General features: G+C 66.0%; 24 protein-coding genes. 15 read left to right on the top strand and 9 right to left on the bottom strand.

What is annotated here, in order from left to right; translation table 11 throughout:
• The first annotated feature begins 13 nt into the window (after positions 1-13).
• Positions 14-745, top strand: a complete 732-nt coding sequence (locus AB4Z10_RS04755) for an isochorismatase family protein (protein ID WP_441469229.1) — start codon at positions 14-16, stop codon at positions 743-745.
• Between the two features lie 132 nt (positions 746-877).
• Positions 878-1,291 carry a RidA family protein gene (locus tag AB4Z10_RS04750; RefSeq protein WP_441469228.1) on the top strand — a complete coding sequence of 138 codons (414 nt, stop codon included), beginning with the start codon at positions 878-880 and terminating at the stop codon, positions 1,289-1,291.
• A 289-nt stretch (positions 1,292-1,580) separates the two neighbouring features.
• Here AB4Z10_RS04750 and AB4Z10_RS04745 read toward each other — a convergent pair whose 3' ends face one another.
• The 6 genes from AB4Z10_RS04745 to AB4Z10_RS04720 all read right to left on the bottom strand — a co-directional run bounded on the left by AB4Z10_RS04745 (position 1,581) and on the right by AB4Z10_RS04720 (position 7,781).
• Positions 1,581-2,312, bottom strand: a complete 732-nt coding sequence (locus AB4Z10_RS04745) for a maleate cis-trans isomerase family protein (protein WP_441469227.1) — start codon at positions 2,310-2,312, stop codon at positions 1,581-1,583.
• Positions 2,313-2,322: 10 nt separating this feature from the next.
• Positions 2,323-3,504, bottom strand: coding sequence for an FAD-dependent oxidoreductase (locus AB4Z10_RS04740; protein ID WP_441469226.1), 1,182 nt, complete (start codon positions 3,502-3,504; stop codon positions 2,323-2,325).
• A gap of 88 nt (positions 3,505-3,592) precedes the next feature.
• A complete protein-coding gene (locus AB4Z10_RS04735; protein WP_441469506.1) occupies positions 3,593-4,681 on the bottom strand; it encodes an ABC transporter ATP-binding protein in 1,089 nt (362 codons plus the stop codon).
• 8 nt (positions 4,682-4,689) lie between these two features.
• Complete coding sequence (locus tag AB4Z10_RS04730) at positions 4,690-5,535, bottom strand: ABC transporter permease (RefSeq protein WP_441469225.1); 846 nt, start codon at positions 5,533-5,535, stop codon at positions 4,690-4,692.
• A 2-nt stretch (positions 5,536-5,537) separates the two neighbouring features.
• On the bottom strand, positions 5,538-6,716 hold the full coding sequence (locus tag AB4Z10_RS04725; RefSeq protein ID WP_441469224.1) for an ABC transporter permease: 1,179 nt from the start codon (positions 6,714-6,716) through the stop codon (positions 5,538-5,540).
• Positions 6,717-6,743: 27 nt separating this feature from the next.
• Positions 6,744-7,781: an ABC transporter substrate-binding protein gene (locus AB4Z10_RS04720; protein WP_441469223.1), complete on the bottom strand. Its 1,038-nt coding sequence runs from the start codon at positions 7,779-7,781 to the stop codon at positions 6,744-6,746.
• Positions 7,782-7,955: 174 nt separating this feature from the next.
• On the opposite strand from AB4Z10_RS04720, the gene AB4Z10_RS04715 reads away from it, so the two are divergent.
• Positions 7,956-9,506, top strand: a complete 1,551-nt coding sequence (locus AB4Z10_RS04715; RefSeq protein WP_441469222.1) for an aldehyde dehydrogenase — start codon at positions 7,956-7,958, stop codon at positions 9,504-9,506.
• Between the two features lie 91 nt (positions 9,507-9,597).
• Here AB4Z10_RS04715 and AB4Z10_RS04710 read toward each other — a convergent pair whose 3' ends face one another.
• Positions 9,598-10,407: a GntR family transcriptional regulator gene (locus AB4Z10_RS04710; RefSeq protein WP_441469221.1), complete on the bottom strand. Its 810-nt coding sequence runs from the start codon at positions 10,405-10,407 to the stop codon at positions 9,598-9,600.
• 145 nt (positions 10,408-10,552) lie between these two features.
• Here AB4Z10_RS04710 and AB4Z10_RS04705 point away from each other — a divergent pair, with 145 nt between their 5' ends.
• The gene (locus AB4Z10_RS04705) at positions 10,553-11,857 is read left to right on the top strand and encodes an aspartate aminotransferase family protein (protein WP_441469220.1); all 1,305 of its coding nucleotides are present in this window, start codon (positions 10,553-10,555) and stop codon (positions 11,855-11,857) included.
• Between the two features lie 14 nt (positions 11,858-11,871).
• Here AB4Z10_RS04705 and hemC read toward each other — a convergent pair whose 3' ends face one another.
• A complete protein-coding gene (gene hemC / locus AB4Z10_RS04700; RefSeq protein WP_441469219.1) occupies positions 11,872-13,008 on the bottom strand; it encodes a hydroxymethylbilane synthase in 1,137 nt (378 codons plus the stop codon).
• Positions 13,009-13,121: 113 nt separating this feature from the next.
• Here hemC and AB4Z10_RS04695 point away from each other — a divergent pair, with 113 nt between their 5' ends.
• Together AB4Z10_RS04695 and AB4Z10_RS04690 are read left to right on the top strand one after the other, a co-directional pair.
• On the top strand, positions 13,122-13,331 hold the full coding sequence (locus AB4Z10_RS04695; RefSeq protein WP_441469218.1) for a type II toxin-antitoxin system YhaV family toxin: 210 nt from the start codon (positions 13,122-13,124) through the stop codon (positions 13,329-13,331).
• A 14-nt stretch (positions 13,332-13,345) separates the two neighbouring features.
• Positions 13,346-13,501, top strand: a complete 156-nt coding sequence (locus AB4Z10_RS04690) for a type II toxin-antitoxin system YhaV family toxin (protein WP_441469217.1) — start codon at positions 13,346-13,348, stop codon at positions 13,499-13,501.
• Positions 13,502-13,582: 81 nt separating this feature from the next.
• On the opposite strand, the gene AB4Z10_RS04685 is transcribed toward AB4Z10_RS04690, so the two are convergent.
• A complete protein-coding gene (locus AB4Z10_RS04685; RefSeq protein WP_441469216.1) occupies positions 13,583-14,224 on the bottom strand; it encodes a helix-turn-helix domain-containing protein in 642 nt (213 codons plus the stop codon).
• Positions 14,225-14,469: 245 nt separating this feature from the next.
• Here AB4Z10_RS04685 and dapA point away from each other — a divergent pair, with 245 nt between their 5' ends.
• The 9 genes from dapA to AB4Z10_RS04640 all read left to right on the top strand — a co-directional run bounded on the left by dapA (position 14,470) and on the right by AB4Z10_RS04640 (position 24,386).
• Positions 14,470-15,369: a 4-hydroxy-tetrahydrodipicolinate synthase gene (gene dapA / locus AB4Z10_RS04680; RefSeq protein ID WP_441469215.1), complete on the top strand. Its 900-nt coding sequence runs from the start codon at positions 14,470-14,472 to the stop codon at positions 15,367-15,369.
• Positions 15,370-15,383: 14 nt separating this feature from the next.
• Positions 15,384-16,811, top strand: coding sequence for an FAD-binding oxidoreductase (locus AB4Z10_RS04675; RefSeq protein WP_441469214.1), 1,428 nt, complete (start codon positions 15,384-15,386; stop codon positions 16,809-16,811).
• 126 nt (positions 16,812-16,937) lie between these two features.
• Positions 16,938-17,786, top strand: a complete 849-nt coding sequence (locus AB4Z10_RS04670) for a transporter substrate-binding domain-containing protein (protein WP_441469213.1) — start codon at positions 16,938-16,940, stop codon at positions 17,784-17,786.
• Between the two features lie 89 nt (positions 17,787-17,875).
• Positions 17,876-18,541 (top strand): amino acid ABC transporter permease, encoded by a 666-nt coding sequence (locus AB4Z10_RS04665; RefSeq protein ID WP_441469212.1) that lies wholly within the window; start codon positions 17,876-17,878, stop codon positions 18,539-18,541.
• A gap of 10 nt (positions 18,542-18,551) precedes the next feature.
• On the top strand, positions 18,552-19,313 hold the full coding sequence (locus tag AB4Z10_RS04660; RefSeq protein ID WP_441469211.1) for an amino acid ABC transporter ATP-binding protein: 762 nt from the start codon (positions 18,552-18,554) through the stop codon (positions 19,311-19,313).
• An 8-nt stretch (positions 19,314-19,321) separates the two neighbouring features.
• Positions 19,322-20,599 carry an NAD(P)/FAD-dependent oxidoreductase gene (locus AB4Z10_RS04655; RefSeq protein ID WP_441469210.1) on the top strand — a complete coding sequence of 426 codons (1,278 nt, stop codon included), beginning with the start codon at positions 19,322-19,324 and terminating at the stop codon, positions 20,597-20,599.
• Positions 20,596-21,564 (top strand): hypothetical protein, encoded by a 969-nt coding sequence (locus AB4Z10_RS04650; protein ID WP_441469209.1) that lies wholly within the window; start codon positions 20,596-20,598, stop codon positions 21,562-21,564. The genes AB4Z10_RS04655 and AB4Z10_RS04650 overlap by 4 nt, the downstream gene beginning before the upstream one ends.
• Before the next feature lie 10 nt (positions 21,565-21,574).
• Complete coding sequence (locus tag AB4Z10_RS04645; protein WP_441469208.1) at positions 21,575-22,738, top strand: alpha-hydroxy acid oxidase; 1,164 nt, start codon at positions 21,575-21,577, stop codon at positions 22,736-22,738.
• The gene (locus tag AB4Z10_RS04640) at positions 22,710-24,386 is read left to right on the top strand and encodes a thiamine pyrophosphate-requiring protein (protein ID WP_441469505.1); all 1,677 of its coding nucleotides are present in this window, start codon (positions 22,710-22,712) and stop codon (positions 24,384-24,386) included. Before AB4Z10_RS04645 ends, AB4Z10_RS04640 begins: the two co-directional genes overlap by 29 nt.
• Positions 24,387-24,388: the final 2 nt, after the last annotated feature.

The following is a 24,388-nucleotide window of genomic DNA, read 5'->3' as shown; positions in this document are numbered from 1 at the left end:
GAGGCTGACGACCATGACCAAACGTATCTGGGACGATTTCCTGACCGAGCGCGACAAGCAAGTCTACGCTCAGGCCGGCTATGGCAAGCGCGGAGGCTTCGGCAAGCGCCCGGCGCTGTTCATCATCGACGTGCAGTACAATTTCTGCGGCGACAAGCCGGAGGACATCCTCGAAGGGCTGAAGCAGTATCGCACCCATTGCGGCCCTGAGGCCTGGGCGGCGGTGGAGCACATCGTGCCGCTGCTGGAGATGGCCCGCGAGAAGAACATCCCGGTCTTCTACACCGAGAGCGCCCGCCGGCCGGACATGATCGATTCCGGCGTGCAGGTCGGCAAGAACCATCGCGGCACCGAAAAGACCTCGACCGAGGGCACGCATGCGACGCAGACCGTCGCACCGCTGGCGCCGCGACCGCAAGATATCCGCATCGGCAAGCGCAAGCCGTCCTGCTTCTTTGGCACGATCTTCATGAGCCATCTGAACTTCTTCGATGTGGACACGCTGATCCTCACCGGCTGCACCACCTCCGGTTGCCTGCGCGCCACCGCGGTCGACGCCTATTCCTATAATTTCAAGGTGGTGATCCCGGAGGAGACGGCCTTCGACCGATTCCAGGCGAGCCACGCCATCAATCTCTTCGACCTCAACTGCAAATATGCCGACGTCATTCCGTCAGCCGAGGTGAAGGATTATCTCGGTGGTCTCGCCATACGCGACGATCTGCCGACAGGCGTGCAGGGCTGAAGCCGAGGCCGGGGCGTCATTCCCGGCCGAAGCGCAGCGGAGAGCCGGGAAGCTCTGGACGAGCACGCTCCAGAGCCCCATTCGGATTGAGATGCTCGGGGCAGGCCCGAGCATGACGCCTGAGAGGACCTTATGGCCGACCGCGAGATCATCGTCCCGGAATCCATGCGCGCCATCGTCGAGCGGGCCGGCTATGCGCCGGCCGTGCGTGTCGGCGAGATCGTCTACGTGGTCGGGCAAGTCGGTCGCACGCCCGACCTTCAGGTGATCGAGGACCCGGCGGAGCAGTTCGCCGCCGCGTGGGAGAACGTCCGGATCGTCCTCGAGGCGGCCGGCTGCGGCTTCGCCGACATGGTCGACGTCACCACCTATCACGTGGGGATGGCCTGCCACATGGACGTGTTCCGGGAGGTCAAGAACCGCCTCGTGCCGCGCGAAGGCTATGCCTGGACCCGGATCGGCGTCTCCGAGCTCGCCCATCCCGGCCTGCTGGTCGAGATCAAATGCGTTGCGCACTGCCCCAAAGGCGGCTCCGGCTCGCGCTGAGAGATCGGCGCGGCGGATGCGGGAGGGGCGGCGGCAACTCAGCACAGCGGCGGACGGGCCAAGGGCCGCGCGGCCTCGAAGGAACGGCTCGCCCGCAGGACCACGGCTTCGGCATAGCGCGCCAACGAGCTGGAGCGCAACCGGCCGGCCGTCCGGCGGCAGCAAGCATTCCCTGCGGTTTTGCAGAGCCCGGCGAAGACGGAGACGGCTTCACGGGTCAGGGCTTCTATGGCGGGATCGGGTTCGTCACGCCGGCGCCGGCCGGCAGGGGCTGGGTAAAACGGCAGCCTCAGGCCGCGGCGAGCTGGGCGCAGGCGCGAGCAAAGGCCGGGCCGGGCGCGACGCTCGTCTTTTTCATCATCCACCAGGCGCAGCAGAGATTGGACGACAGCAGCGGCGGGCTCGAACGCTCCGGGCGCGCCGCCATCGCCGGTAGCGTGATCATGCCGGTGCCGCTCATGACGATGGCGTCGATGCCGGTGGTCTCGACCTGGCACAGGGCTGCCTCGACCTCTTCCGTGGTCAGCTCATAGGCGCGGAAGGTCTCGGAGACCTTGACCACCTGCGCGACGGTGAAGCTGGCGCCGGTCCAGTAACCGGCGGCCTCCTCGGTGAGCCAGGCCGGATAGGGCGAGAACAGGCAGATGCGCTTCGCGCCGATCGCCTTCAGCGCATGCCGGATCGCGCCGCTCGCGGTCTCGACCGGGCAGCCGGCCGAGGCCGAGAGGCGCGCCGCCAGCGCATCGTCCTCGCCGGCGCCTAGCCGGTAGCTCGGCCCGGTCAGTGCCACGGTGGCGGCGTCGAGCTTCAGGCTGCCAAAGCTCTTCAGCGCCGGCTCGTAGGAGGCGATGTAGGCGCGGTTGCGCTGGTCCAGCGTGGTATCGGGCATCACCGGCAGGCGCGTTGCGTAGAGCCGGGCGCCGGACGGGATCAGCCGGTTCATCTCCGGCTCGACTGTCGGATTGGCCGGCGGCACGAGCAGGCCGAGCGCGGGCCGGGTGGCGAGTTCGGCGAGATCCATGGTGGCCTCCTCAGGCGGCGGCGCTGGCGGGGCGCTCGAGCATGTCGAGCATGGCGGCCGTGGTGAGATAATCGGCTGCGCTGCTGCGCGAGCTCGCGAGTTCGCGGACCTTCTGCAACCAGCCCTCCCCGCCGGCGACGTTGCGGTCGGTGCGCGGGATCAGCATCTCCTCGGCGACGCGCTTGCGCTCATCGGCGGCGGCTGCGACCAGTGCGGGCCTGTTGTCGCGCAGGGCGCGGATCATGGCATGGGTCAAGGCCTGGGCATCATGGATGCCGCAATTCATGTTCATGCCACCGCGGGTGTTGGTGACGTGCGCGCTGTCACCGGCCAGGAAAGCGCGCCCGACCTGGTATTGCGATGCCACGCGCCGGCTCGCCCCGTAGACGTCGCGGCCGCCCACGGCGGGCGGCGTGGTCCAGCTCGGCAGCACCTCGCGCAACCGCTCGGCGAACCAGCCGTCCTGGAGCGCAGTCTCGTCCGTTACCTCTTCCGGTACGCGGATGATGATGCGCCAGCAATCCGGCATCTTGAGGAAGCTCAGCGACTTCGGGCCGTTGTGGAGATAGGTGATGGCGGCGATGCCCGGCAGTACGTTGTCGAGATCGTCCGGCGTCATGACCCGCAGGATCTTGTGGGGATAGACCATGCCGTCGAAGGCGAGGCCGAGCGCGTCGCGCACGGTGCTGCGGGCCCCGTCCGTCCCGATCAGGTAATCGGCCGCAATGGTGAGCTTCTCGCCGCCCCGGTCGGCAGTAACCGTGATGCCGTTCTCATCCTGTGTCAGGGTTTCGAAGCCGGTATCGAACAGTACCTGCGCGTTGTCGCGGGCGTCGATCCGCGCCAGCAGCAGCGGGGTCAGCCGGGCCTGTTCGAGATGCAGGCGGAAGGGGAAGCGGGTGCGGTCCGCCAGATCGGCGAGGACGAACTCGGCGAAGGGGCCTTCCGGCGTGCGGTATTGGATGCGCCGGACGATCTCGCCCTGACCCATCATCGGCTCCAGTACGCCGAGATCGTCGAGGATCTCCAGCGTCGCCGGGTGGAAAGTCGAAGCCTTCGAGGCCGTGTTGAGCCCCGCGCGCTTTTCCAGCACGACGACGTCGATTCCGGCGCGCGCCAGGATCAACGCAGCGACAAGCCCGACGGGGCCGGCGCCGGCGACGATCACTTGCGTTTTCAGGCTGGCAGTCATGGAGTCCTCCGCAGCGGCGTTCGGCGCCACGTAATTGTATTAAGTATGCTACTTAATATGTTTCGGCAAGGCCAAAACGTCGACGTGCTCAAGTCTCTTCGGGGCCGAGTGCGAGGCAGTTGGCCGCAGCCCAGCTAACCGCAATGCGCTCGCCCCGCTGCAGCGCGGGCAAGCCGTCGCGGAAGGTGACGCGGGCGGTGAAGCTATCCGAGCCGCCGAGCTTCAGCCGCAGGCGGGTGTGGTCGCCGAAATAGATCAGCTCTTCGATTTCGGCCTCGAAGCGGTTCTCGTCCGCTGCGGCCGGGCCGATCAGCACCTTCTCAGGCCGCAGCGCCAGAACGGCCGACGCGCCGACCGGGAGATCGGCGCCGGCGACTGCGCGGACCTGGCTGCCATCGGAGAGGCGCAGCAGACAGGAGCCCCCGTCGCGCGCGGCGATGGTGCCGTCGAGCTTGTTGTTCTCGCCGATGAAGGAGGCGACGAAGGCATTGGCGGGTTTCTCGTAAATCTCCGCCGGCGAGGCGAGCTGCTGGATGCGCCCGTGGTGGAACACGGCAACGCGGTTCGACATGGTCAGCGCCTCGCCCTGGTCGTGCGTGACGTAGACGACGGTGACGCCGAGCTGCTCGTGGATATGCTTGATCTCGATCTGCATATGCTCGCGCAACTGCTTGTCGAGGGCGCCGAGCGGCTCGTCCATCAGGACGAGCTTAGGGCGGAAGACCAGAGCGCGGGCCAGAGCGACGCGCTGCTGTTGGCCGCCCGAGAGCTGGGTCGGCCGCCGGTCGGCGAGATGGCCGAGCTTGACCATGTCGAGCGCGCCGCGCACGCGCTCCTCGCGCTCGGCTCGGCCGACGTTCTGCATTTCCATCGGGAATGAGAGGTTGGCGGCCACGCTCATATGCGGGAACAAGGCGTAGTTCTGGAAGACCACGCCGATGCCGCGCCGATGGGCCGGCACGTTGTTGAGTGGGCGTTTGTCGAAGGTGATAGTGCCGCCGGAAGGGTCCTCGAAGCCGGCCAGCATCATCAGCGTCGTGGTCTTGCCCGAGCCGGAAGGCCCCAGCAGCGTGACGAACTCGCCGCGCTCGACCGCGAAGTCGAGCGACTTCACGACTTGCGTCGCGCCGTCATAGCTCTTGGTGACCTTGTCGAAGACGATGATCGGGTCGCACATGCTCGCACTCATGGGGTAGGTCCGGAGGGAGAGGCCCCGCGGGCCTGGGCGCGCTTCCGGATGAATTCGTTCAGGGCCAGCAGCAGCACCGAGAACAGGATGAGCAGCACGGCGGCAGCCGCGATGGTCGGGCTCAGGAATTCGCGCAGGCCCGCATACATCTGGCGCGGCAGGGTGAACTGGCCGGGGCTGGCGATGAAGAGCGCGACGATGAGCTCGTCGAAGGAGGTGGCGAAAGCGAAGAGCGCTCCGGTCGCCACGCCCGGCGCGATCAGCGGCAGGACGACCCGTCGGAAACTCACCACCGGATTGGCGCCGAGGCTGGCGGCGGCCCGCAGCAGGTTCTGGTCGAAGGTCTGCAGCGAGGCGAGCACGGTCAGCAGCACGAAGGGCACCGACAGCACCGTATGCGCGAGGATGAGGCCTGTGAGCGTCGAGCCGAGGCCGACCAGCGAGAGCGCGAAATACATGGCGATGGCGGTGACAATGACGGGCGTGACCATCGGCAGCGACAGGATGGCGAGCAGGATCGCCTTGCCGGGGAAGCGGCCGAGGAAGAGGCCGAAGGCGGCGAGCGTGCCGAGCAGCGTCGCCAGCACCATGGTAGCGATCCCGACGACGAAGCTGTTCCAGGTCGCAGCGAGCCAGCGACTGGAGCTGAAGAAATCGGCGTACCAGCGCAGCGAATAGCCCGGCGTTGGCAGCACCAGCAATTCGCCCGAGGAGAGCGAGAGCGGGAAGACCACGACGATCGGCGCCACGAGGAAGAGCAGGATCAGGCTCGTAACGAAAGCGAGCGCGAGGCGTCCGGCGGAGGCTTTCTTGCGCAGGGCGGGGGCGGGTGCTCCGGCCATCGTCAGACCCTCACGCCGCCGGAGCGGAAGCCGGGCAAGACGAGGCGGGCGACGACGACGAATAAGCCGGTCATCGTCATCAGCAGCGTCGCCAGCGCGGCCGCCATGCCCCAATTCACCGAGGTGTTGGTGAAGAAGGCGATGAAGTAGCTGACCATCTGGTCGCCGGACCCGCCGACCAGGGCAGGCGTGATGTAGAAGCCGACCGAGAGCATGAAGACCATCAGCGAGCCGGCGGCGACGCCCGGCATGGTGAGCGGCAGGTAGATGCGCAGGAAGCGGCGCCAGCCCGGCGCGCCGAGCGAGGCGGCGGCGCGCATATAGTCGGGCTTGATGCCCTTCATCACGCCGTAGAGCGGCAGGATGGCGAAGGGCAGCAGCACATGCACCATGGCGAGATACACCGCGAAGCGGGTGAAGATCATCGCCAACGGCTGGTTGACGATGTCGAAGGCCATGAGCAGCGCGTTGATCGGCCCTTCCCGCTGCAGGATGATGAACCAGGCGGTGGTCCGGACCAGGATCGAGGTCCAGAACGGGATAAGGACGAGCATCATCCCGGCATTGGCCCAGCCCTGGGGTAGGATGGAGAGCGTATAGGCGACGGGGTAGGCTAGCAGCGCACAGATCAGCGTCACCACAAGGCTGATCTCGAAGGTGCGCCAGAACAGCGGCAGGAAGACAGCGTCCTCGGAGGGGGCGCGGATGACGCCCTGGTCAGTGGGGCGCAGGTCGAGCGAGCGCAGCAGATAGAGCGAGGTCCAGGGGCCGGTCGCGCGCTTGAATAGGCGCCAGAGGGCGGGGTCGCCCCAGCGCGGGTTGAGCGCCACCAGCGAGTCCTTGAACGGTTCGGCTAGGCGGGCCGAGGCCCGGCTGGCCTGCAGCAGCAGGCTGCGCAAGCCGGTTTCCTCGAAATTGAGCCGGGAGAGCACGGCCCCGGCCGCCTGATCCTGTTGCGCCAGGCGCAACTCCTCGATCAGCGAACGGAAGGCTTCTTCCGGCGGCAACTCCTTGCCGTCCCAGGCTTTGAGCAGGGCGGCGGTGCGGGGCAGGGCGGTCGAGAATTCTGAATCCTCGACCGCCCGGTAGAGCGTCGCGCCAAGCGGCACGAGGAAGCTCAGCGTGACCAGGAGCAGGAGGGGCGCGATCAGCGCCGCCGCCAACAGGTTCCGTCGTGACATGCCGAGCCCTCGCGCCGGATGGGAGGCTTACTTCGCCAACCAGGCGTTGAAGCGGGCTTCGAGATCCTCGCCGTGTTCAACCCAGAAATCTGTGTTGATGAAGAGGCCCTCCTTGGCGTGGTTGGCGACCATGCCTGGGTTTTTCTTGATGATTTCGGGATTGTTGGCGACGGAGGCGTTGGCCGGCGAGACGGCCCAGTCCTGCGCCAAGCTCGTCAGCGGCTTCTCGTCGGTCATGTAGTTGATGAGCTTCATGCCGTCGGCCTTGTTCGGCGAGTTGCGAACGACGGCCCAGTAGTCGAACGAGAACAGGAGCGTGTTCCACTGCACGGGGTACTTAGCGCCGCCTTCATTGGCGCGGATCGTGCGGCCGACATAGCCGACCGCATAGGCGGCCTCGCCGGAGCCGACGAGTTGCAGCGGCTGCGTGCCCGACTTCCACCAGACGACATGGGGCTTGAGCTGGTCGAGCTTGGCGAAAGCTCGCTTCTGCCCCTCCGGCGTCGCCAGGACCTTGTAGACCTCGGCGGGCGGCACGCCGTCGGCGAGCAGCGCGACCTCGAGCGTCATCTTCGCGCCCGAGCGCAGCGAACGCTTCCCCGGGAACTTCTGCACGTCCCAGAGCTCGGCATAGTTCGCTGGGCCGGTCGGGGTGCGGGCCTGGTCGTAGAACAGGCTGACGCCCCAGCCGACGGCGCCGGCGCCGCAGGCGGTGGTGCCGCCGGGGATGAACTTCTTCTGGTCGATGACGCTCCAGTCGAGCTTCTCGAACACGCCATCCTCGCAGCCGCGAGCGAGCTCCGGAGCTTCGACCATGATCACGTCGTAGGTGATGTCGTTCGACTTCACCATCGAATAGATCTTGGCCATCTCGCCGTTATAGACGTCGTCGGCGACCTTCACGCCCTTCTCGGCGGCATAACCTTGGAAAAGATGCTTGCGGGCATTGTCCTGGAAGCCGCCGCCGAAGCCGACGACCATCAGGTCGCGTGCCGCGACCGGAGCTGCTGCCGTCATCAGGGCGAGCGCGAAAAATCCCAAGCGGGCATACTTTGCGGTGTTCATACTGGTCCCCTCGTTTTTGCGGATACCCAACGGGTCGCTCCCGATCTCGTTGACAGTTTGCGCTGCCGCAAAGAAGGGCCCATCCCCCTGTGATAAGCGTATTGGTATTTTTGATATGATGATGATACATATCTGTCAACGGCACCCCACCGCCGTGATCTCCAGGGACCTCCGATGACAGCCGCCATGCTTTCGCTCGATCCGATCTCGCCCGCGATCCGCCCGACCAAGCAGGATGCGGACCAGCGCTATCGCTACCAGCATTATATCGACGGCACCTTCGTCGATCCGGTGGGTGGAACCTGGCTGGAGACCTCCGATCCTGTGACGGGCGAGGATTGGGCCTGGGTGCCGCGCGGCAATGGAGCTGATGTCGAATCCGCGGTGCAGGCCGCGCATCGCGCCTTCTCGGAAGGGGCCTGGCCGGCGCTCTCGGCCTCGGGTCGCGGCGCGCTGATGCGCAAGCTCGGCGACCTCATTACCGAGAATGCCGAGTGGCTGGCGCGCGTGGAGATGCGCGACAACGGCAAGCTGCTGGCCGAGCTGTCGATGCAGATGCGCTACATGGCCAACTATTATTACTACTATGGCGGGCTGGCCGATAAGATCGAGGGCACGGTGATCCCGAGCGACAAGCCCGGCGTGTTCAACTACACCAAGCCGGAGCCGATCGGCGTCGTCGCCTGCATCATGCCATGGAATTCGCCGCTGCCGCTGACGAGCCTGAAGCTCGCCCCGGCGCTCGCCGCGGGCTGCACCGTGGTGCTGAAGCCGTCCGAATTCACCTCGGCCTCGCTGCTCGAATTTGCCAAGCTGGTCGAAGCGGCCGGTTTCCCGAAGGGCGTCGTCAACGTCATCACCGGTTATGGCGCGGAGGTCGGCGACGCGCTGATCAGCCACCGCCTCGTCGAGCGCATCGCTTTCACCGGCGGGCCGGAGGCCGGGCGCATGATCAACGAGAAGGCCGCCCGCCACATGAAGCGGGTGACGCTGGAGCTTGGCGGCAAGTCGCCGAATATCATCTTCGACGACGCCGATCTCGACCAGGCTGTGAAGGGCGCCGTCGCGGGCATCTTCGCGGCATCGGGCCAGACCTGCGTCGCCGGCTCGCGCCTGCTGGTGCAGGACACGATCCATGATGCCTTCGTCGAGCGGCTGAAAGCCTTCATCGCCGATGTGAAATTCGGCCACCCTTCCGATCCGGCTACACAGGTCGCGCCGATCTCGACCAGGCCGCAGCTCGAGAAGATCAAGTCCTATGTCGAGATCGCCAAGTCGGAGGGCGCCCGCCTCGTCGCGGGCGGCGAGCCGGCTTCGGTCCCAGGTTATCCGAAGGGGCTGTTCTACAAGCCGACCATCTTCGTCGATGTGAAGAACGAGATGCGTATCGCGCAGGAAGAGGTTTTCGGGCCTGTTCTTTCGGTGATCCGTTTCACCGACGAGGACGATGCGGTCCGCATCGCCAATGACACGCAGTTCGGCCTCGCCGCCGGCATCTGGACGCAGTCGATGCGCCGGGCGCTCACCATGGCGAACCGCGTCCGCGCCGGAACCGTCTGGGTCAACAACTACCGCTCGACCAGCACGACCTCGCCGTTCGGCGGTTTCAAGATGAGCGGCGTCGGCCGCGAGGGCGGCATTGCCGGCATCCGGGAGTACATGGAAACCAAGAGCGTCTGGATTTCGACGGCGACGGATATCCCGAATCCGTTCATCCGCCGCTGAAGGGGCGCGGATCGCTTCCGAAGAAAGGGCGCCGTCATTCCGGGCTCGGCGCCTCGCGACGCCCCGGAATGACCGTTCGAACGACGGTTGTCTAGGCGGCGCCGCTGTCGGTGATCATCGCCTTCCACGGCGTGCCTAGATTCTGGCCATCGATCGAGTACTGGACGCGGTATTCGTAGCGGTCGGGCCGGTAGAGCGCCTGAAGCAACTCGATCAGGCGCCCGTCCTCGTCGCGGACCTGGCGGGTCATCGCCACCAGGGGCGTGCCGATCGCGATCTCGAGATGCGGCGACACGTCGGAATCGGCGAGCACGGCCGTGATCTTCTCCTCGAAACGGGCGAGCTTGACGCCGGCCGCTGCGAGCGTGGCGGAGACCGGCAGCGAGGAGATCGCCGTGCGCGGCACCAGCGGGGCGAGATCTGCAGGAAGATAGCAGAGGGTATGCGAGATCGGCGAGCGCTCGTCGCCGCGCACCCGCTCGATCCGCAGCAGCTCGGTGCCCTCGACGATGCCGAAGGTCTGGGCGAGCAAGGGCGAGGGCCGGACGAACTCATAGGAGAGCAAGGCGATCTTCGTCTTACGGGCCAGCGAGATCTGGTTGTTGAGTAACTGGCTCGCCGGCTCGCCCGTCTCGTTGGCGGGCGTCAGCGGAAAGGTGCCGCGCCCGCGCTGGCGCAGGACGCGCCCTTCGCGCTCCAGTCTTTCCATCGCCTTGCGGATCGTCACCCGCGACACGCTGAAGGTCTCGGCGAGGTCGTCCTCGCTCGGGATCGGGGCGCCGGCCGGATATGAGCCGTCCATGATCTTCTGAAGCAGCATGACGTAGACGCGGTGATAGAGCGGGATGACGTCTCGCTCCGACGCGGGCCGCTCCGCCGTACCCGTCTGCGGTCTTGCCATGAGTTGCCCTTCCCGGTTCATCCGCGGAATCGCTAGCATGTATGGTCTGGAATACCAATCAGGCCCCGGCTCGCGATAATATATTGTATTATATTTATATCATTGATACCTATCAAACGACTCCGGTACCGATGAGAGACGGGTGATGAGAGATAGCCTTGAGGCCGCAGACCGCCAGCGATTTGCTGGCTCCTACGCGCATCGCGAGAAGGCGCTGTCGCATCTCGCATTCGGCGTCTCGTCCACGCCGCGCGCAACGCAGCATCCCGTGGCGATCGCGATCGAGCGCGGCGAGGGCGCCCATGTCGTCGACGTCGACGGCAATCGCTTCATCGACTACGCCCTCGGCTATGGCCCGCTGATCCTGGGGCATACGCCCGCTTCCGTCCTCGCAGCCGTTCAAAATGAGCTGAACAGCGGCTTGCGCACCGCGAGCGTCCATCGCGGCGAGGCACGACTGGCAGAGTTGATCGCCGCTTGCGTTCCCTCGGCCGAGCAGACGAGCTTCGTCAGCACCGGAACCGAGGCGATCCAGCTCGCATTGCGTGTAGCACGCGCCGCGACCGGCCGGGTTAAGGTCATCAAGTTCCGCGCGAATTATCACGGCTGGTTCGACAGCCTCCACATCGGCAGCGCCATTGGGCAGGATGGTCCATCGGCGCTGGGACAGGATCCGCAGGCGGCCGGAACGGTGACGCTGGCCGATTGGGGCGATGCGGGCGGGCTCGAGGCCTTGCTCGACGCCAGCTACGCGGCCGTGATCGTCGAGCCGGCCGCGATTAACGGCGGCTGCTTCGAGCCGCCTGCCGGCTTCCTGGAGCGGCTGCGGGCCGCGACGAAGCGCTGCGGCGCGCTGCTCATCTTCGACGAGGTGATTACCGGCTTTCGTCTCGGTCTCGGTGGCGCGCAGGAGCGCTATGGCGTGACGCCCGATCTCAGCGTCCTCGGCAAGGCGCTGGGCGCCGGCCTGCCCATCAGCGCGGTCTCAGGTAGCCGTGCAGCGATGGATGTTCTCTCCAGCGGGCGCCTGATGCATCGAGGCACCTTCAACGGCAATCCGCTCTCCGTGGCGGCAGCCATTGCCTGCCTTGAGGAGCTGCGTGATGGGCGCAGCGAGATCTATCCTCGGATGGACGCGCTTGCCGGCCGGCTGTGCCGCTTCCTGAATGATCGGGCCGCCTTGAGGGGTGTTCCGGTCCGCGCTCGGCAGGCAGGAGCTGCCTTGCAGATTTTCGCCGCCGAGGCGGCAATCGAGACGTTGCGTGACACGGCGCAGGTCGACAAGGAGAAAACACTCTCGTTCACCGGCGCTCTCCTCAGGGAAGGGGTGCTGACCTTGCCGCGTGGTCTCTGCTACCTCTCCGCCGCGCACAGCCTAGCCGATATCGAGGCAACCGAAGCGGCGATCGCCGCGGCGGTGGACGCCGTGGCGCATGCGAAGGCCGGGTGATCGAGGCGGCTTCTTCAGGATTGCAGCATCTTGAAGTGGCTGCAGAATTCCCGGTAGCTCGAGTGCAGGATCTTCTCGCCGCCGCAGACTTTCAGGGTTTCGGCGGCAGCGAGGCCGAGTTCTCGCGCCCGGTCTCCAGGTTCGTCCTCGATGGCAACCACCCGTTCCTCGCCATCGAGAGAGGTAATCTGGGCTTGCAGGATCAGGCGTTCTTCCTTCCAGTTGCAGAAGGCGCCCACGGGCAGGCTGCAGCCGGCGCCCAGCGCATGCATCATCTCACGCTCGGCATCGACCTCGGCCCGGGTCGTCTTGCATTCGATCGAGCGCAGGATCTCGACGATCTCGCTATCCGCGCTGCGCGCCTCGATGCCAAGGGCGCCCTGGCCGACGGCGTAGGGGAACAGGTGAGGGTCGAGAAGCTCGGTCGTCTTTCCGCCGAGGCCGAGGCGTTCCAGGCCGGCCTGCGCCAGGATGACGGCATCGAGCGCATCGTCCCCTTCGATCTTGGCAAGCCGGGGGCCAATGTTCCCGCGGATGGGAACGACGGTCACATCCGGCCGCAGGCTCAGGATCTGGGCGCGGCGACGCAGCGATCCGGTTCCAACTCTTGCTCCCGGCCGCAAGTCGTCGAGGGTCGAGCCACAGAGGACATCGCGAGGGTCCTCGCGCTTGGGCACCGATGCCAGCGTGAGCCCGTCCTTCAGAGCGGTCGGCAAATCCTTGAGGGAGTGGACGACGAAATCGACGTCCTTGCGCAGCAACTGCTCCTCATGCTCCGTGGTGAAGACGCCGATCATGCCGAACTGATGAAATTCGGAGATCCTGTCACGATCCGCGACCGTCGAAATGGGCCGGATCTCGAATTCGATATGAGGGTGAAGAGCCTGAATTGAACCAATTACAAAGTTGGTTTGCGTCATGGCGAGGGGGCTGCGGCGGGTGCCAACGCGAAGAAGCATATTGTGTGTAACCTGTTTGCGCCGTGCACGCGCGATCGCCACCCGTCTAGCAGTTGCCTTGTCGGAGTGAAAGTGCGTCACATTCGCTGCTTGTTGGGGTGGAAGCGCTTTCGCAATTCCACCCCTCGAGGTGACAAGTTGGTCGAACAGACTGGTCGGTAGCCCGCGCATTGTCGGCGACGCGATCGTCATGCCGCCACGTGGCACCCATCTTCGAGGGTGACGCTCGAATGCGCCACGGCCCTGACCAAGGGCATGTTGGTCGATCCCGATGCCGTGATCGAGGGTGATGTCTCGCTCCGACCATGACCATCAATGGCTGGACCATCCTCGCGCATCCCCTCGTGCTCGATCAGTGGGAAAAGTTGATCGCGGCAGTCGAGGCACAGAAGGCGAACAGGCCCGACGACTATCAGAAATCGGCCGATGCCAAGCTACATGCGGCTCTGGTCAAGCTCGTCACCGAGACGGTGCCCGCCGGCCCAACGGCCCCGCCTTCATCTTCGCACGGGTGAATGACGAGAACGGCTTGCGGACCTATGGCTCAAAAACCGATGCCTACAATGTCTTCAAGAGCATGCTGGACGATGGCAATCCGCCTGACGACTGGGATGCGCTCTGCACGGCCGCATCTGCCACCGCCGCCACCAATCGTTTGAACAGGGCTGCGCCGTCTCGCGAATGAGCCGCGCGGCCGCGGCCATTACGCTGGGCTCGCGGCCATCGCGAGGCCGACTTGCTCGATGATGGCGGAGCCGGAACGATTTTAAAGATCGACGAGTACCCACAAAACCACGGCGTTGGAGACCCCTTTCGAGGTCCAGGTGTGTTCGGTAGTGGCATCGTAGTAGACGGAATCGCCCTTGTTGAGCTCAAGCGGCTCGTAGAGGCGGCTGTGCACGATGAGCGTGCCTTCGAGGACCATCACGAAGATCTCCGCCTCGGATTTTGCCCACGCTGCATATTCATCCGGAGAACGCGCGGTCACCGTCGTCAGTATAGGGGTGGCGCGCTTGTTCTTGAGATCGGCACAGAGCAGGACGTTGTTGCAAGTGCCGGTCGTATGCTTGCTGCCGCTGCCGGCTCTGCTGATGCTGCGGCGTCCGGCGAAGCTAATTGTGCCGTTGTCCTGGCCGCTGGACAAAAGTGTCACCAATTCGACGTCGAGCCCATGCGCGATCCGCTGCATCGTCGAGATCGTCGGCGAAAGCTCGTTGCGTTCAATTTTCGAGAAGGCCGAGGCGGAAACCCCCGTCATCGCGCTGACGTCCTGCAGCGTCAGGCCCCGACCTTTACGCAGCTTGAGCAGCCGAGCGCCGATATCGACCCCGCCGCGCGGCTCGTCGCCGGCCTGCCAGGCCTCAGGCGGTTCGATATCCCCGCGTTCCGCCAGCGAGATTTCCGGCATGCCGATTCTCCTCGTCCCCCCGATGGGGATACTCCTGTCATAATCTCTGGGTGCGCGGAGGGAAAGAGAATGCCATTGCGTATGGTTCAATAATTTTCGTATCCGACATTTCTGTATTTTTGTGTTGACACGTCCACGCCCCTGAAAGAGGCTCCATTCCCAACGATGCGCCGGCAAGGAACTGGGCGCGGTTGGCGAGGGGCCGACACGCTGGAACCGGCAGCATCACTGCGGGGATGCTTCAAATGACGCTTACGCACGACACTCTCGGCGGTCTGTATACCGCGATCGTCACGCCGCTCGACGCCGATGGCGCGGTCGACATCAAGGGTCTCCAGGCGCTGGTGCGGTTCCAGCTCGCCGCCGGCGCCGCCGGCATCGTGCCGATCGGCGGCACGGGCGAATATCCCGTCTTCTCGCGTGGCGAGCGCCGCGACATCGTCGCTGCCTGCGTCGACGTGGCGGACGGCAAGCCGGTGATCCCCGGCGTGCTTGCGACCGGCTACGAAGATGCGCTGGAGGCCGGCCGCGACTTCGCAAAGGTCGGCGCCTCGGCGGTCATGACCGTGACACCCTACTACGCGCCCGGCACCCAGGAGGGCATGCGTGCCTGGTTTGCCCGCTATCGCGATGCGCTGGACCTGCCGGTCATGCTGTACCAGATCCCGCGCCGCACCACGGTCTCCGCCTTCGCCGAGACGGTGCAGGCCATGGCCGAGGACGGCTCGATCATCGGAATGAAGTACTCCTCCTACGACATGCCGGACTTCATCCGTACGGTGAAGCTCGCGGGCGATAAGATCGCGATCCTCTCGGGCGAGGAACCGCTCTTCGCGACCCATGTCGCGCTTGGCGCGCGCGGCGGCGTGCTTGCTTCCGCGACGATCTATCCCCGGATCTGGATCGAGATCTTCGAGCTCGCCAGTCAAGGCAAGCTGAAGGAAGCGCTCAAGCTCCAGGACAAGATCGACCCGGTCGTCGATGCCATCTATGTCGAGACGAACCCGGGCCCCCTGAAGGAATACATGGCGCTCGCCGGCAGGCCGGTAGGCGGGGTCCGCCTGCCGCTGCTCGGGCCGAGCCCGGAAACGCTGGCAAAGCTCAAGGTTGCCGCCGAGCGAGCCAAAGCCGTCAGCCTCGCCTGAGCGGAGACCGGCTCGTGATCGAGACGCTTCACAGCATCGTTGGCGACAAGGGGCTGATCACGGATCCGGCAGAGATGGAACCGTGGCTCACGGACTGGCGCCAGCGTCGGCGCGGCCACGCACTCGCCGTGGTCCAGCCAGCTTCGACGCAAGAGGTCGCGGCCGTGGTCGCGCTCTGCGCAGCCGAGGGGCAGCCGGTCTTCCCGGTTGGCGGCAATACCGGGCTGTGCTTCGGCGCCGTGCCGGAAAGCGACCGCAGCGACAAGCCCGGCATCGTGCTATCCCTGCGCCGCCTGAACCGCATCCGAACCATCGATCGGGCGACCGGCATCGCCACGGTCGATGCAGGCGTGGTGCTCGGCGATCTGCACAGCGCCGCTACCGAAGCGGGGCGGCAGTTCCCGCTGCATCTCGGCAGCGAGGGCAGCGCCCAGATTGGCGGGCTGATCTCGACCAATGCCGGCGGCACCGGCGTCGTCCGCTACGGCCCGATGCGCGATCTCGTCGCGGGGCTGGAAGTGGTGCTGCCGGACGGGCGCGTGCTGGCGGACCTCGCGGCTCTGCGCAAGGACAATACCGGCTACATGCTGCGCCATCTCTTTATCGGAGCGGAAGGTTCGCTCGGCATCATCACGGGCGCGGCGCTGCGACTGCATCCGCAGACGCCGAACACCGCTCATGCCTGGGTTTCCGTCGCTGATCCGGCGGCGGCCGTCGCGCTTCTGGCTTCCCTCCAGGACCGTGCCGGCTCCTATATCCAGGCGTTCGAGCTCATCTCCGCCTCGCAGTTCGAACTGGTGCGCCGGCACGTTGAGCGGGTGCGTTTTCCCTTCGCGGAGATACCCGCCTGGTCCGCGCTGATCGAGCTCGGCAGCGAGGATACGACCACGAACCTCCAGGTCATCCTCGAAGAGGTCGTCGGCGCTTCGCTTGAAAATGGCGAGTCCGTGGACGCGGTCGTCGCGACCTCCGAGCAGCAGGCAGCCGAATTCTGGCACGTCCGCCATTCGGTCTCCGAAGCCAACAAGAAGGAAGGCATCGGCATCGTCCATGACGTCGCTGTGCGCTCCTCCGATGTCGCCCCCTTCATCGCCGCGGCCGACACGGTCGCAGCGGAGCGCTACCCACAGGCGGTCACGCAGGTCGTCTGCCATCTCGGCGATGGCAATGTGCACTACATCCTGATGTTCCAGCGCGATTTCTGGGCGTCGCTGCCGGATCAGGACGCCTTCGCACTCGAAGTCGAGCGCGACATCCATGACGCCGCGGCGCGCTTCGGCGGCACCTTCAGCGCCGAACACGGCGTCGGCCGCAAGCTGACGGAGGAGCTCGAGCGTCTCGCCGATCCGCTGCGCTACGAGTTGATGAATAAGATCAAGACGCTGTTCGACCCGCAAAACCTGATGAATCCGGGTGTTCTGCTCGCGCCGAAAGCGGTTTGAAAACGACGGAAAAATCCGCTGCCGCCTCCGGTGAGGGGCGGAAGATCACGGAAAGCCCGCAGGGGAAGCGGGAGCCTGCCTCACCAGACATAACGAGGTTCGCCTCACAACGCCGGGAGAGTGAAAATGACGACACGCAGGGATCTGGCAGGCCTCATCGGCGCCGGCGCAGTTGCAGCCGGCGCATTGACGCTGGCTTCCAACGGAGCAAGGGCGCAGGCCGCCGGGCAGAACACCTTCGACCGCATCATCGCCAGCAAGAAAATGAGGCTCGGCGCCGTGACCTCGAGTGCCCCCTGGTTCATCAAGGACCCGGCCTCCGGCAAATGGAGCGGTCATTTCTACGCGATCGGCTCGGCGCTCGCCAAGGACATGGACGTCGAGCTCGAGCTTGTCGAGACGACCTGGGGCAACGCGGTGCTCGACCTGCAGGCAGACAAGATCGACATCATGTTCGGCCTCAACCCGACGCCGAAACGAGCCATGGCGGTCGATTTCTCGAACGGCGTCTATGACAGCGCACTGGTCGTCATCGCCAAGCCGGGCTTCGATCCGAAGAGCTGGGCCGACCTGAACAAGCCGGAGGTCAAGATTTCGGTCGACGTCGGCTCGGCGCATGACCAGATCGCTACGCTCCTGTGCCCCAAGGCTCAGATCACGCGCTTCAAGACCATCAATGAAGCGATGCTGGCGCTGCGCAGCGGCCGCGTCGATGCGCAGTGCATCTTCTGGATGGGCGGCGTGCGTGCCGTGAAAGCGGATCCCAGCCTCGGCAAGGTTGTCGTGCCGCAACCGTTCTTCGGATCGACATCGAATGCGGCCGTCCGCCGCGAGGTGGACAAGACCTGGCTCTTCTTCGTCAACACTTGGGTCGGCTATGCCCGCGGCCTCGGCCTCGTCCGCAGCGCTGTCGTCGAGAGCTTGGATCAGGTCGGCGTCAAGCCCGAGGACATCCCCGCGGGGATCACTCTCTAAGGCCTCCTCGGCTTCCCGCGCCCGCCCGCGGGAAGCCCATCCATTCTTGTGAACGGCTTCAGGCCGCGCGGGGCGCGGGCAGGGTTGGCATGTCCTATACTTGGAACTTCGACATCGTCTGGAGCTACCGCTGGATCTTCCTCACCGGAACCGGCGTAACGATCGGGATCACGATCGCGGTCGTGATCCTCGGCCTGATCGTGGGCTTGGTCGCCGGCATCGCGCAGCTCTCGCGTTCCCCGGCGCTACGCTGGCTGTCCTGGGCCTATATCGAGATGTTCCGGCTGACGCCGCTGCTCGTGCTGTTGCTGTGGTTCTACTACGCGCTGCCGATCCTGACCGGGATCAAGCTGGACGCGATCACCGCCGCGATCGTGACGCTGACGCTGTATGGCGGTTCCTTCTACGCGGAGGTCATTCGCGGCGGGATCGTCTCGATCGATCCCGGACAAAGCGAGGCGGGGCTGGCTTTGGGCATGACCCCGGCGCGCGTGATGCGCCGCATCGTGCTGCCGCAGGCGATCAAGCGGATGATCCCGCCGCTCATGAACCAGTCGATCATCCAGTTCAAGAACACCTCGCTCGTCTCGGTCCTCGCTGTCCCGGACCTGCTCTATCAGGGCCAGGTGGCGGCGATGGACACCTACCGCGCGCTCGAAGTCTACACGGTGGTCGCTGCGATCTATGTGATCGTGCTGCTGCCGCTGACCGCGATCGTCAAGCAAGCCGAGAAGCGGCTTGCCCATAGCAATTGAGGGCGCAGCGATGAGCTACAAGATCGAGGTCTCCGGCCTGCGCAAGAGCTTCGGCTCGCTGACGGTGCTGCGCGACATCAACCTCAGGGTAGAGGAAGCGCAGGTCGTCGCGCTGATCGGCCCTTCCGGCTCCGGCAAGTCGACGCTGCTGCGCTGTCTCAACCTGCTCGTCATGCCCGAGGGCGGCCGCATCCGCATCGGCGACGACAGCTTCGCCTTCGGCGACGGCTCGAAGCTGCCGGGCACTCGCGAGCAGGCGCGCTTCCGCTCGAACGCTGGCATGGTCTTCCAGCACTTCAATCTGTTCCCGCACATGACGGTGATCCAGAACGTCATGGAAGGCCCGATCTCCGTGAAGGCGATGCGGAAGCCGCAAGCCGAGGAGCTCGCCCGCAAGTTGCTCGCCAAAGTGGGCCTGAGCGACAAGGTCGACGTCTTTCCCAGCAAGCTTTCCGGCGGCCAGAAGCAGCGCGTCGCCATCGCACGCGCGCTCGCCATGGAGCCCGCGGTGATGCTCTTCGACGAGGCGACCTCCGCTCTGGATCCCGAGCTTGTCGGCGAAGTCCTCGGCGTCATGCGCGATCTCGCAGCTGAGGGCATGACGATGATCATCGTTACTCACGAGATCGGCTTCGCCCGCGAGGTCGCCGATCGCGTCGTATTCATGCGCGACGGGGTGATCGTCGAGGAGGGGCCGGCGCGCGAGGTGATCGGCCAGCCTCAGCAGGAAGCGACCAAGAGCTTCCTCAGCCATTTCCACAATCGCGGCTGAGGCGATCCATGTCGAAGGATGCGCCCCTGACCGTCGCCGTAATCGGCGCCGGAATCGTGGGCCTGTGCGCGACGCTGGAGATCCAGCGCGGCGGCCATCATGTCCTCCTCATCGAACCGGGCGAGCCCGGCGGCCGGCAGGCGGCCTCCTACGGCAACGCAACCTGGATCAACCCCGGCGCGATCGCACCGATTTCCCTGCCCGGACTTTGGCGCAAGGTGCCCGGCTTCCTGCTCGACCGGACCGGACCGTTCACGGTGCGGTGGCGGGACCTGCCGCGGCATGCCGGCTGGCTCGCCCGCTTCATCGCCGCCGGCCGGGACTGGGATCGGATCACGACGAGCGCACGCCAGCGCTACCCGCTCTGCAAGGACACGGTGGCGGATCACCAGTCCTATGCCGCCGAGGCCGGCGTCGGCCACCTGATCCGGCAGCAAGGGCTGGTCTATGTCTATCCGGATCGAGCCGCCTTCGCTGCGGAGAGCCGGATCTGGACGATGCGCCAAGAATTGGGCGTGCGCTTCAGCGAGGTCGAGGAAGCCGACCTGCGTCGCCTTCAGCCGGAGCTGTCGCCGGCCTATCGTTTCGGTGCTCGGCTCGACGATGCCGGCCAGATCATCGACCCCGGCGCTTATTGCGCCGCGCTCGCCCAGCTTCTGGTCAGCCGCGGAGCACAGCGCTTCACCGCCACTGCCACCGGCTTCGCTTTCGAGGTCGGCAGGCTGAGCGGCGTCGCCACCGATCGGGGGCCCGTCGCCTGCCAGCGCGCCGTCATTGCGGCCGGCATCGGCTCGGCCGCCCTGGCCCGGCTCGCCGGCGACCGTGTGCCCCTGATTTCCGAGCGCGGCTACCATGTCGTCATCCCCGAGCCGGATGTGGAGCTGGGCGCCGGGCTGATGCCCTCGGACGGCCAGATGGGCGTCGTCTCGACGCCGCAAGGGCTGCGGCTCGCCGGACAGGTCGAACTTGCCGATCCCTCCGCACCGCCCGACTGGCGCCGCGCCGAAATCCTGCTGGGCTATGCCCGCAAGATGTTTCCCGAACAGGCGAAGCGCTTCGATACGGCCGAAGTCGACCGTTGGATGGGCAATCGCCCCTCGACGCCGGACGGCCTGCCCTGCATCGGCTTCGCGTCCCGCTCGCACGATATCCTGCATGCTTTCGGCCATGCCCATACCGGGCTCACCCAGGCTCCGGCGACAGGCAAGCTCGTCGCTGCGCTGATCGACGGTCGCGAGCCGCCCTTCGATCCCACCCCCTATTCCGCCCGGAGATTCGCCCGATGAGCGAGCACCTGCTCTATCTCTCGCGCAATGACGTGAAGGCCCTGGCCATTGCTCCCGGCGCGGCGCGCGAGGCCGTGCTCCGCGCCTTCCGCGACCATGCCGCCGGCCTCAACCGCAGCCTGCCCAAGAGCGCGCTGGGGCTCGGCCCCGGCCATGGCTTCCAGGCGATGACGGCCGCCTCGCAGGCGGACGGGATCGCCACCCTGAAATGGGTCTCGATGGCACCGGTTGCCCCGGATAGTCCGGTGCCCGGCATCAACGCCCTGATCTGCGTCAGCGACTACGCGAGCGGGGCGCCGCTGGCCGTGCTAGAGGGCGACGAGATCACGCTGATCCGCACCGCCGCGCTCTCGGCCGCCGCCGCCGCGCGGATGGCGCCGGCCGCGCCCAGGATCATCGGTTTCGTCGGCTGCGGCCTGCAGGCCCATGCCCATCTCACCGCCTTCCTCGATCTCTATCCCGGCCTGACCACGGCGCTCATGCTGAGCCGCAGCCGCTCCTCGGCGGAGCAGCTCGCGCAAGCCGCCTCCGGGCAAGGGCTCGCGGCGGAGGTCGTTGCGGATGCCGATACCCTATTGGCGCGCAGCGATATCATCATTTCGATGGTTCCGGGCGCACCGGGGCTGAAGCCATTCCTCGACGCCAGGCTGATGAAGCCAAATGCCTTCGCCGCCGCCGTCGATATCGGCCGAAGCTGGATTCCAGAAAGCATGCCGGCCTTCGATGTCCTCGCGACCGATAGCCTCGAACAGTCGAAGGCGCCCTACGATATCGACGGCAACCCGGTGACGACGGTCCGCTTCGGCCACGATCTCGTCGAGCTGGCGAGCGCCGCCCATCCGACCGCGCCGGCCGCCCGTTCCTTCTTCTGCTTCCGCGGTTTTGCCCTCGCCGATCTCGCGCTCGCGCATCTCGTCGTCGTCCGCGCACGAGAGCGCGGTGTCGGCGCAAAATTGCCACGGTGATCCTGACGCGATGACCGCCAAGCCCGCCTTCGCCCATATCCTCAACGTCGCCGACGCGCGACGTGCCGCTTCACGGCGGCTGCCGCGCGGCCTCTTCGAATATGTCGATCGCGGCAGCGAGGACGAGGTCTCGATCGCGAGCAATCGCAGCCAGCTCGATGCGATCCGGCTTTCGCCCGCTGTGTTGGTCGACGTCTCGCAACGTTCGACCGAGGCCGAGATCCTCGGCCACCGCCAACCGCTTCCCCTGGTGATCGCGCCCACCGCCGTCGCTGGTCTCGTCTGGCACGATGGCGAGATCGCGATCGCCAAGGCCGCGGCCGCGGCGGGCATCCCCTTCTGCGTGTCGACCCAGTCGATCACCGCGATCGAGCGCATTGCCGCTGAGTCAGGCGCGCGGCTCTGGTTCCAGCTCTATGTCTGGAAGAACCGGCAGCGCATGCTGGCCTTGCTCGACCGGGCCTGGGCGGCGGGCGCCGAGACCCTCGTCCTGACCGTCGATACCGCCGTTGGCCCCAATCGCGAATACAACCTCCGCAACGGCTTCGGCATTCCTCTCAAGGCCTCGTGGAAAGCCGGGCTCGACGTCGTGCTGCATCCGCGCTGGGCGGGCTCGGTCATGCTGCGGGCTCTGACGGCGGGCGGCGTGCCGACCTATGCGCATTACCCCGACGAGTTCCGCACCAAGCTCGGCCGCGCCTCGCTTTCCGACGAGCTGGCCCTGGCGACCGACGTGACCTGGGAGGATGTGGAGCTGTTGCGCCGGCATTGGCGCGGCAAGCTCGTGCTCAAGGGAATTCTGCGGGTGGAGGACGCGCTGGCGGCCCTGGCGCACGGCGTGGATGCCATCGTCGTGTCGAACCATGGCGCGCGCAATCTCGACTGTGCGCCCGGTTCGACGCAGGTGCTGCCTGCGATAGCCGATGCCGTCGCCGGCCGGCTCGAGATCCTGGCCGATAGCGGCGTGCGCCGCGGCGCCGACATCGCCCGATTCCTCGCGCTGGGCGCAGGCGGCGTCCTCGTCGGACGCGCACCGCTCTACGGCGTGGCGATCGGGGGAGCGGAGGGAGCGGGCCGCATCCTCGACATCCTCACCAACGAACTCAGGATCACCATGGGAATGCTGGGGGCGCCAGCCCTCGCCGATTTGCGTCCAGCGGCCGATCAGGCCTGAGAACCGGAGTGCCCGCATCATGAACGTCGCCCAGGCCATGACCGCCATCCTCAAGAAGGAAGGGGTGGAACTACTGTTCTGCTACCCCACGAACAAGCTGATCGACGAGGCCGCTCTCGCCGGCATCCGGCCGATCGTCGTGCGCCAGGAACGCACGGGCATGCATATGGCCGATGCCTATTCGCGGCTGTCTTCGGGCCGCAAGTTCGGCGTCTTCGCCATGCAGCACGGGCCGGGCATCGAGAACTCCTACGGCTCTGTCGCGCAGGCCTATGCCGATTCCGTGCCGGTGCTCGTGATCCCGCAGGGCTATCCGCAGCGCGTCGCGGGCATCAAGCCCAACTTCAACGCCGTCCAGAGTATGCGCGACATCACCAAGTCGGCCGAGCAGCTCAACCTACCCGGCGAGGTCGTCAATGTGATGCGCCGCGCACTGAGCCAGCTTCGCAATGGCCGCGGCGGCCCGGTGCTCGTAGAAGTGCCGAACGATCTCTGGACCGCAGAGCTGGCGCAGCCGGAGGATTACGTCCCGGTCCGCGGCCATCGCACGGCGCCCGATCCCGACGACATCGCCCGCGCTGCCGAGTTGATCGGCTCCGCCTGCAATCTCGTCATCCATGCCGGCCAGGGCGTGCATTACGCCCAGGCCTGGGACGAGTTGCGCGCATTGGCCGAGCGCCTCGCCTGTCCGGTCGTCACCACCCTGCCCGGCAAGAGCGCGTTCCCCGAGGATCATCCGCTCTCGCTCGGCTCCGGCGGCCTGACCTATCCAATGCCTGTGAAGGCCTTCCTCGACGAGGCAGACGTTATCCTCGGCATCGGTTGCAGCTTTACCGAGACTCTGTTCGCGGTGCCGGTGCCGAAGGGCAAGCGTATCATCCATATGACGCTCGATCATGCGCATCTCAACAAGGATGTGCCCGCCGAGATCGGCCTCGTCGGCGATGCAAAACTTGGCTTGCAGGCGCTGCTCGGCGAACTGGAACGGCGCGGTATGCAATCGGACAAGGGAGCAGCCGTCGCCACCCGCATCCGCGGCGCACGCGAGGCCTGGCTCGCCGAATGGATGCCGAAGCTGACTTCGGCGGAGATGCCGATCAATCCCTATCGCGTGGTCTGGGAGCTGATGGCGGCAACGCAAGACGAGCCAACGATCATCACCAACGACGCCGGGCGGCCGCGCGACCAGCTCACGCCGTTCTGGGTCGCGCGCGATCCGCTGAGCTTCATCGGCTGGGGTAAGACCACCCAGCTCGGCTTCGGCCTCGGCATCGTCATGGGCGCCAAGCTCGCATGCCCGGACAAGCTCTGCATCAATGTCTGGGGTGACGCGGCGATCGGCTTTACCGGCATGGATATCGAGACAGCGGCCCGCGAACGCATCCCGATCCTCTCGATCCTGTTCAACAACGGCGGCATGGCCACCGAGCTGAACAGCATCCCGAACGCGATCCGCCTCTACGCAGCCAACCGCATCACCGGCAATTACTGCGAGATGGCGCGCGCCTTCGGCGCCTATGCAGAGCGCATCACCGACCCTTCCGAGATCCGCAGTGCGATCGATAGAGGCATCGCCAGGACGAAGGAAGGCCAGCCGGTCCTGCTCGAATTCATCACGGCACAGGAAACGGCGATGTCGAAAGCCTGAGG

This window comes from Allobosea sp. RAF48 (assembly GCF_052114025.1).
In the GTDB taxonomy this organism is placed as follows: Bacteria; Pseudomonadota; Alphaproteobacteria; order Rhizobiales; family Beijerinckiaceae; genus Allobosea.
The sequence above is the reverse complement of the archived record's forward strand: the minus strand, read 5'-3'. Positions and strand labels throughout refer to the sequence as shown.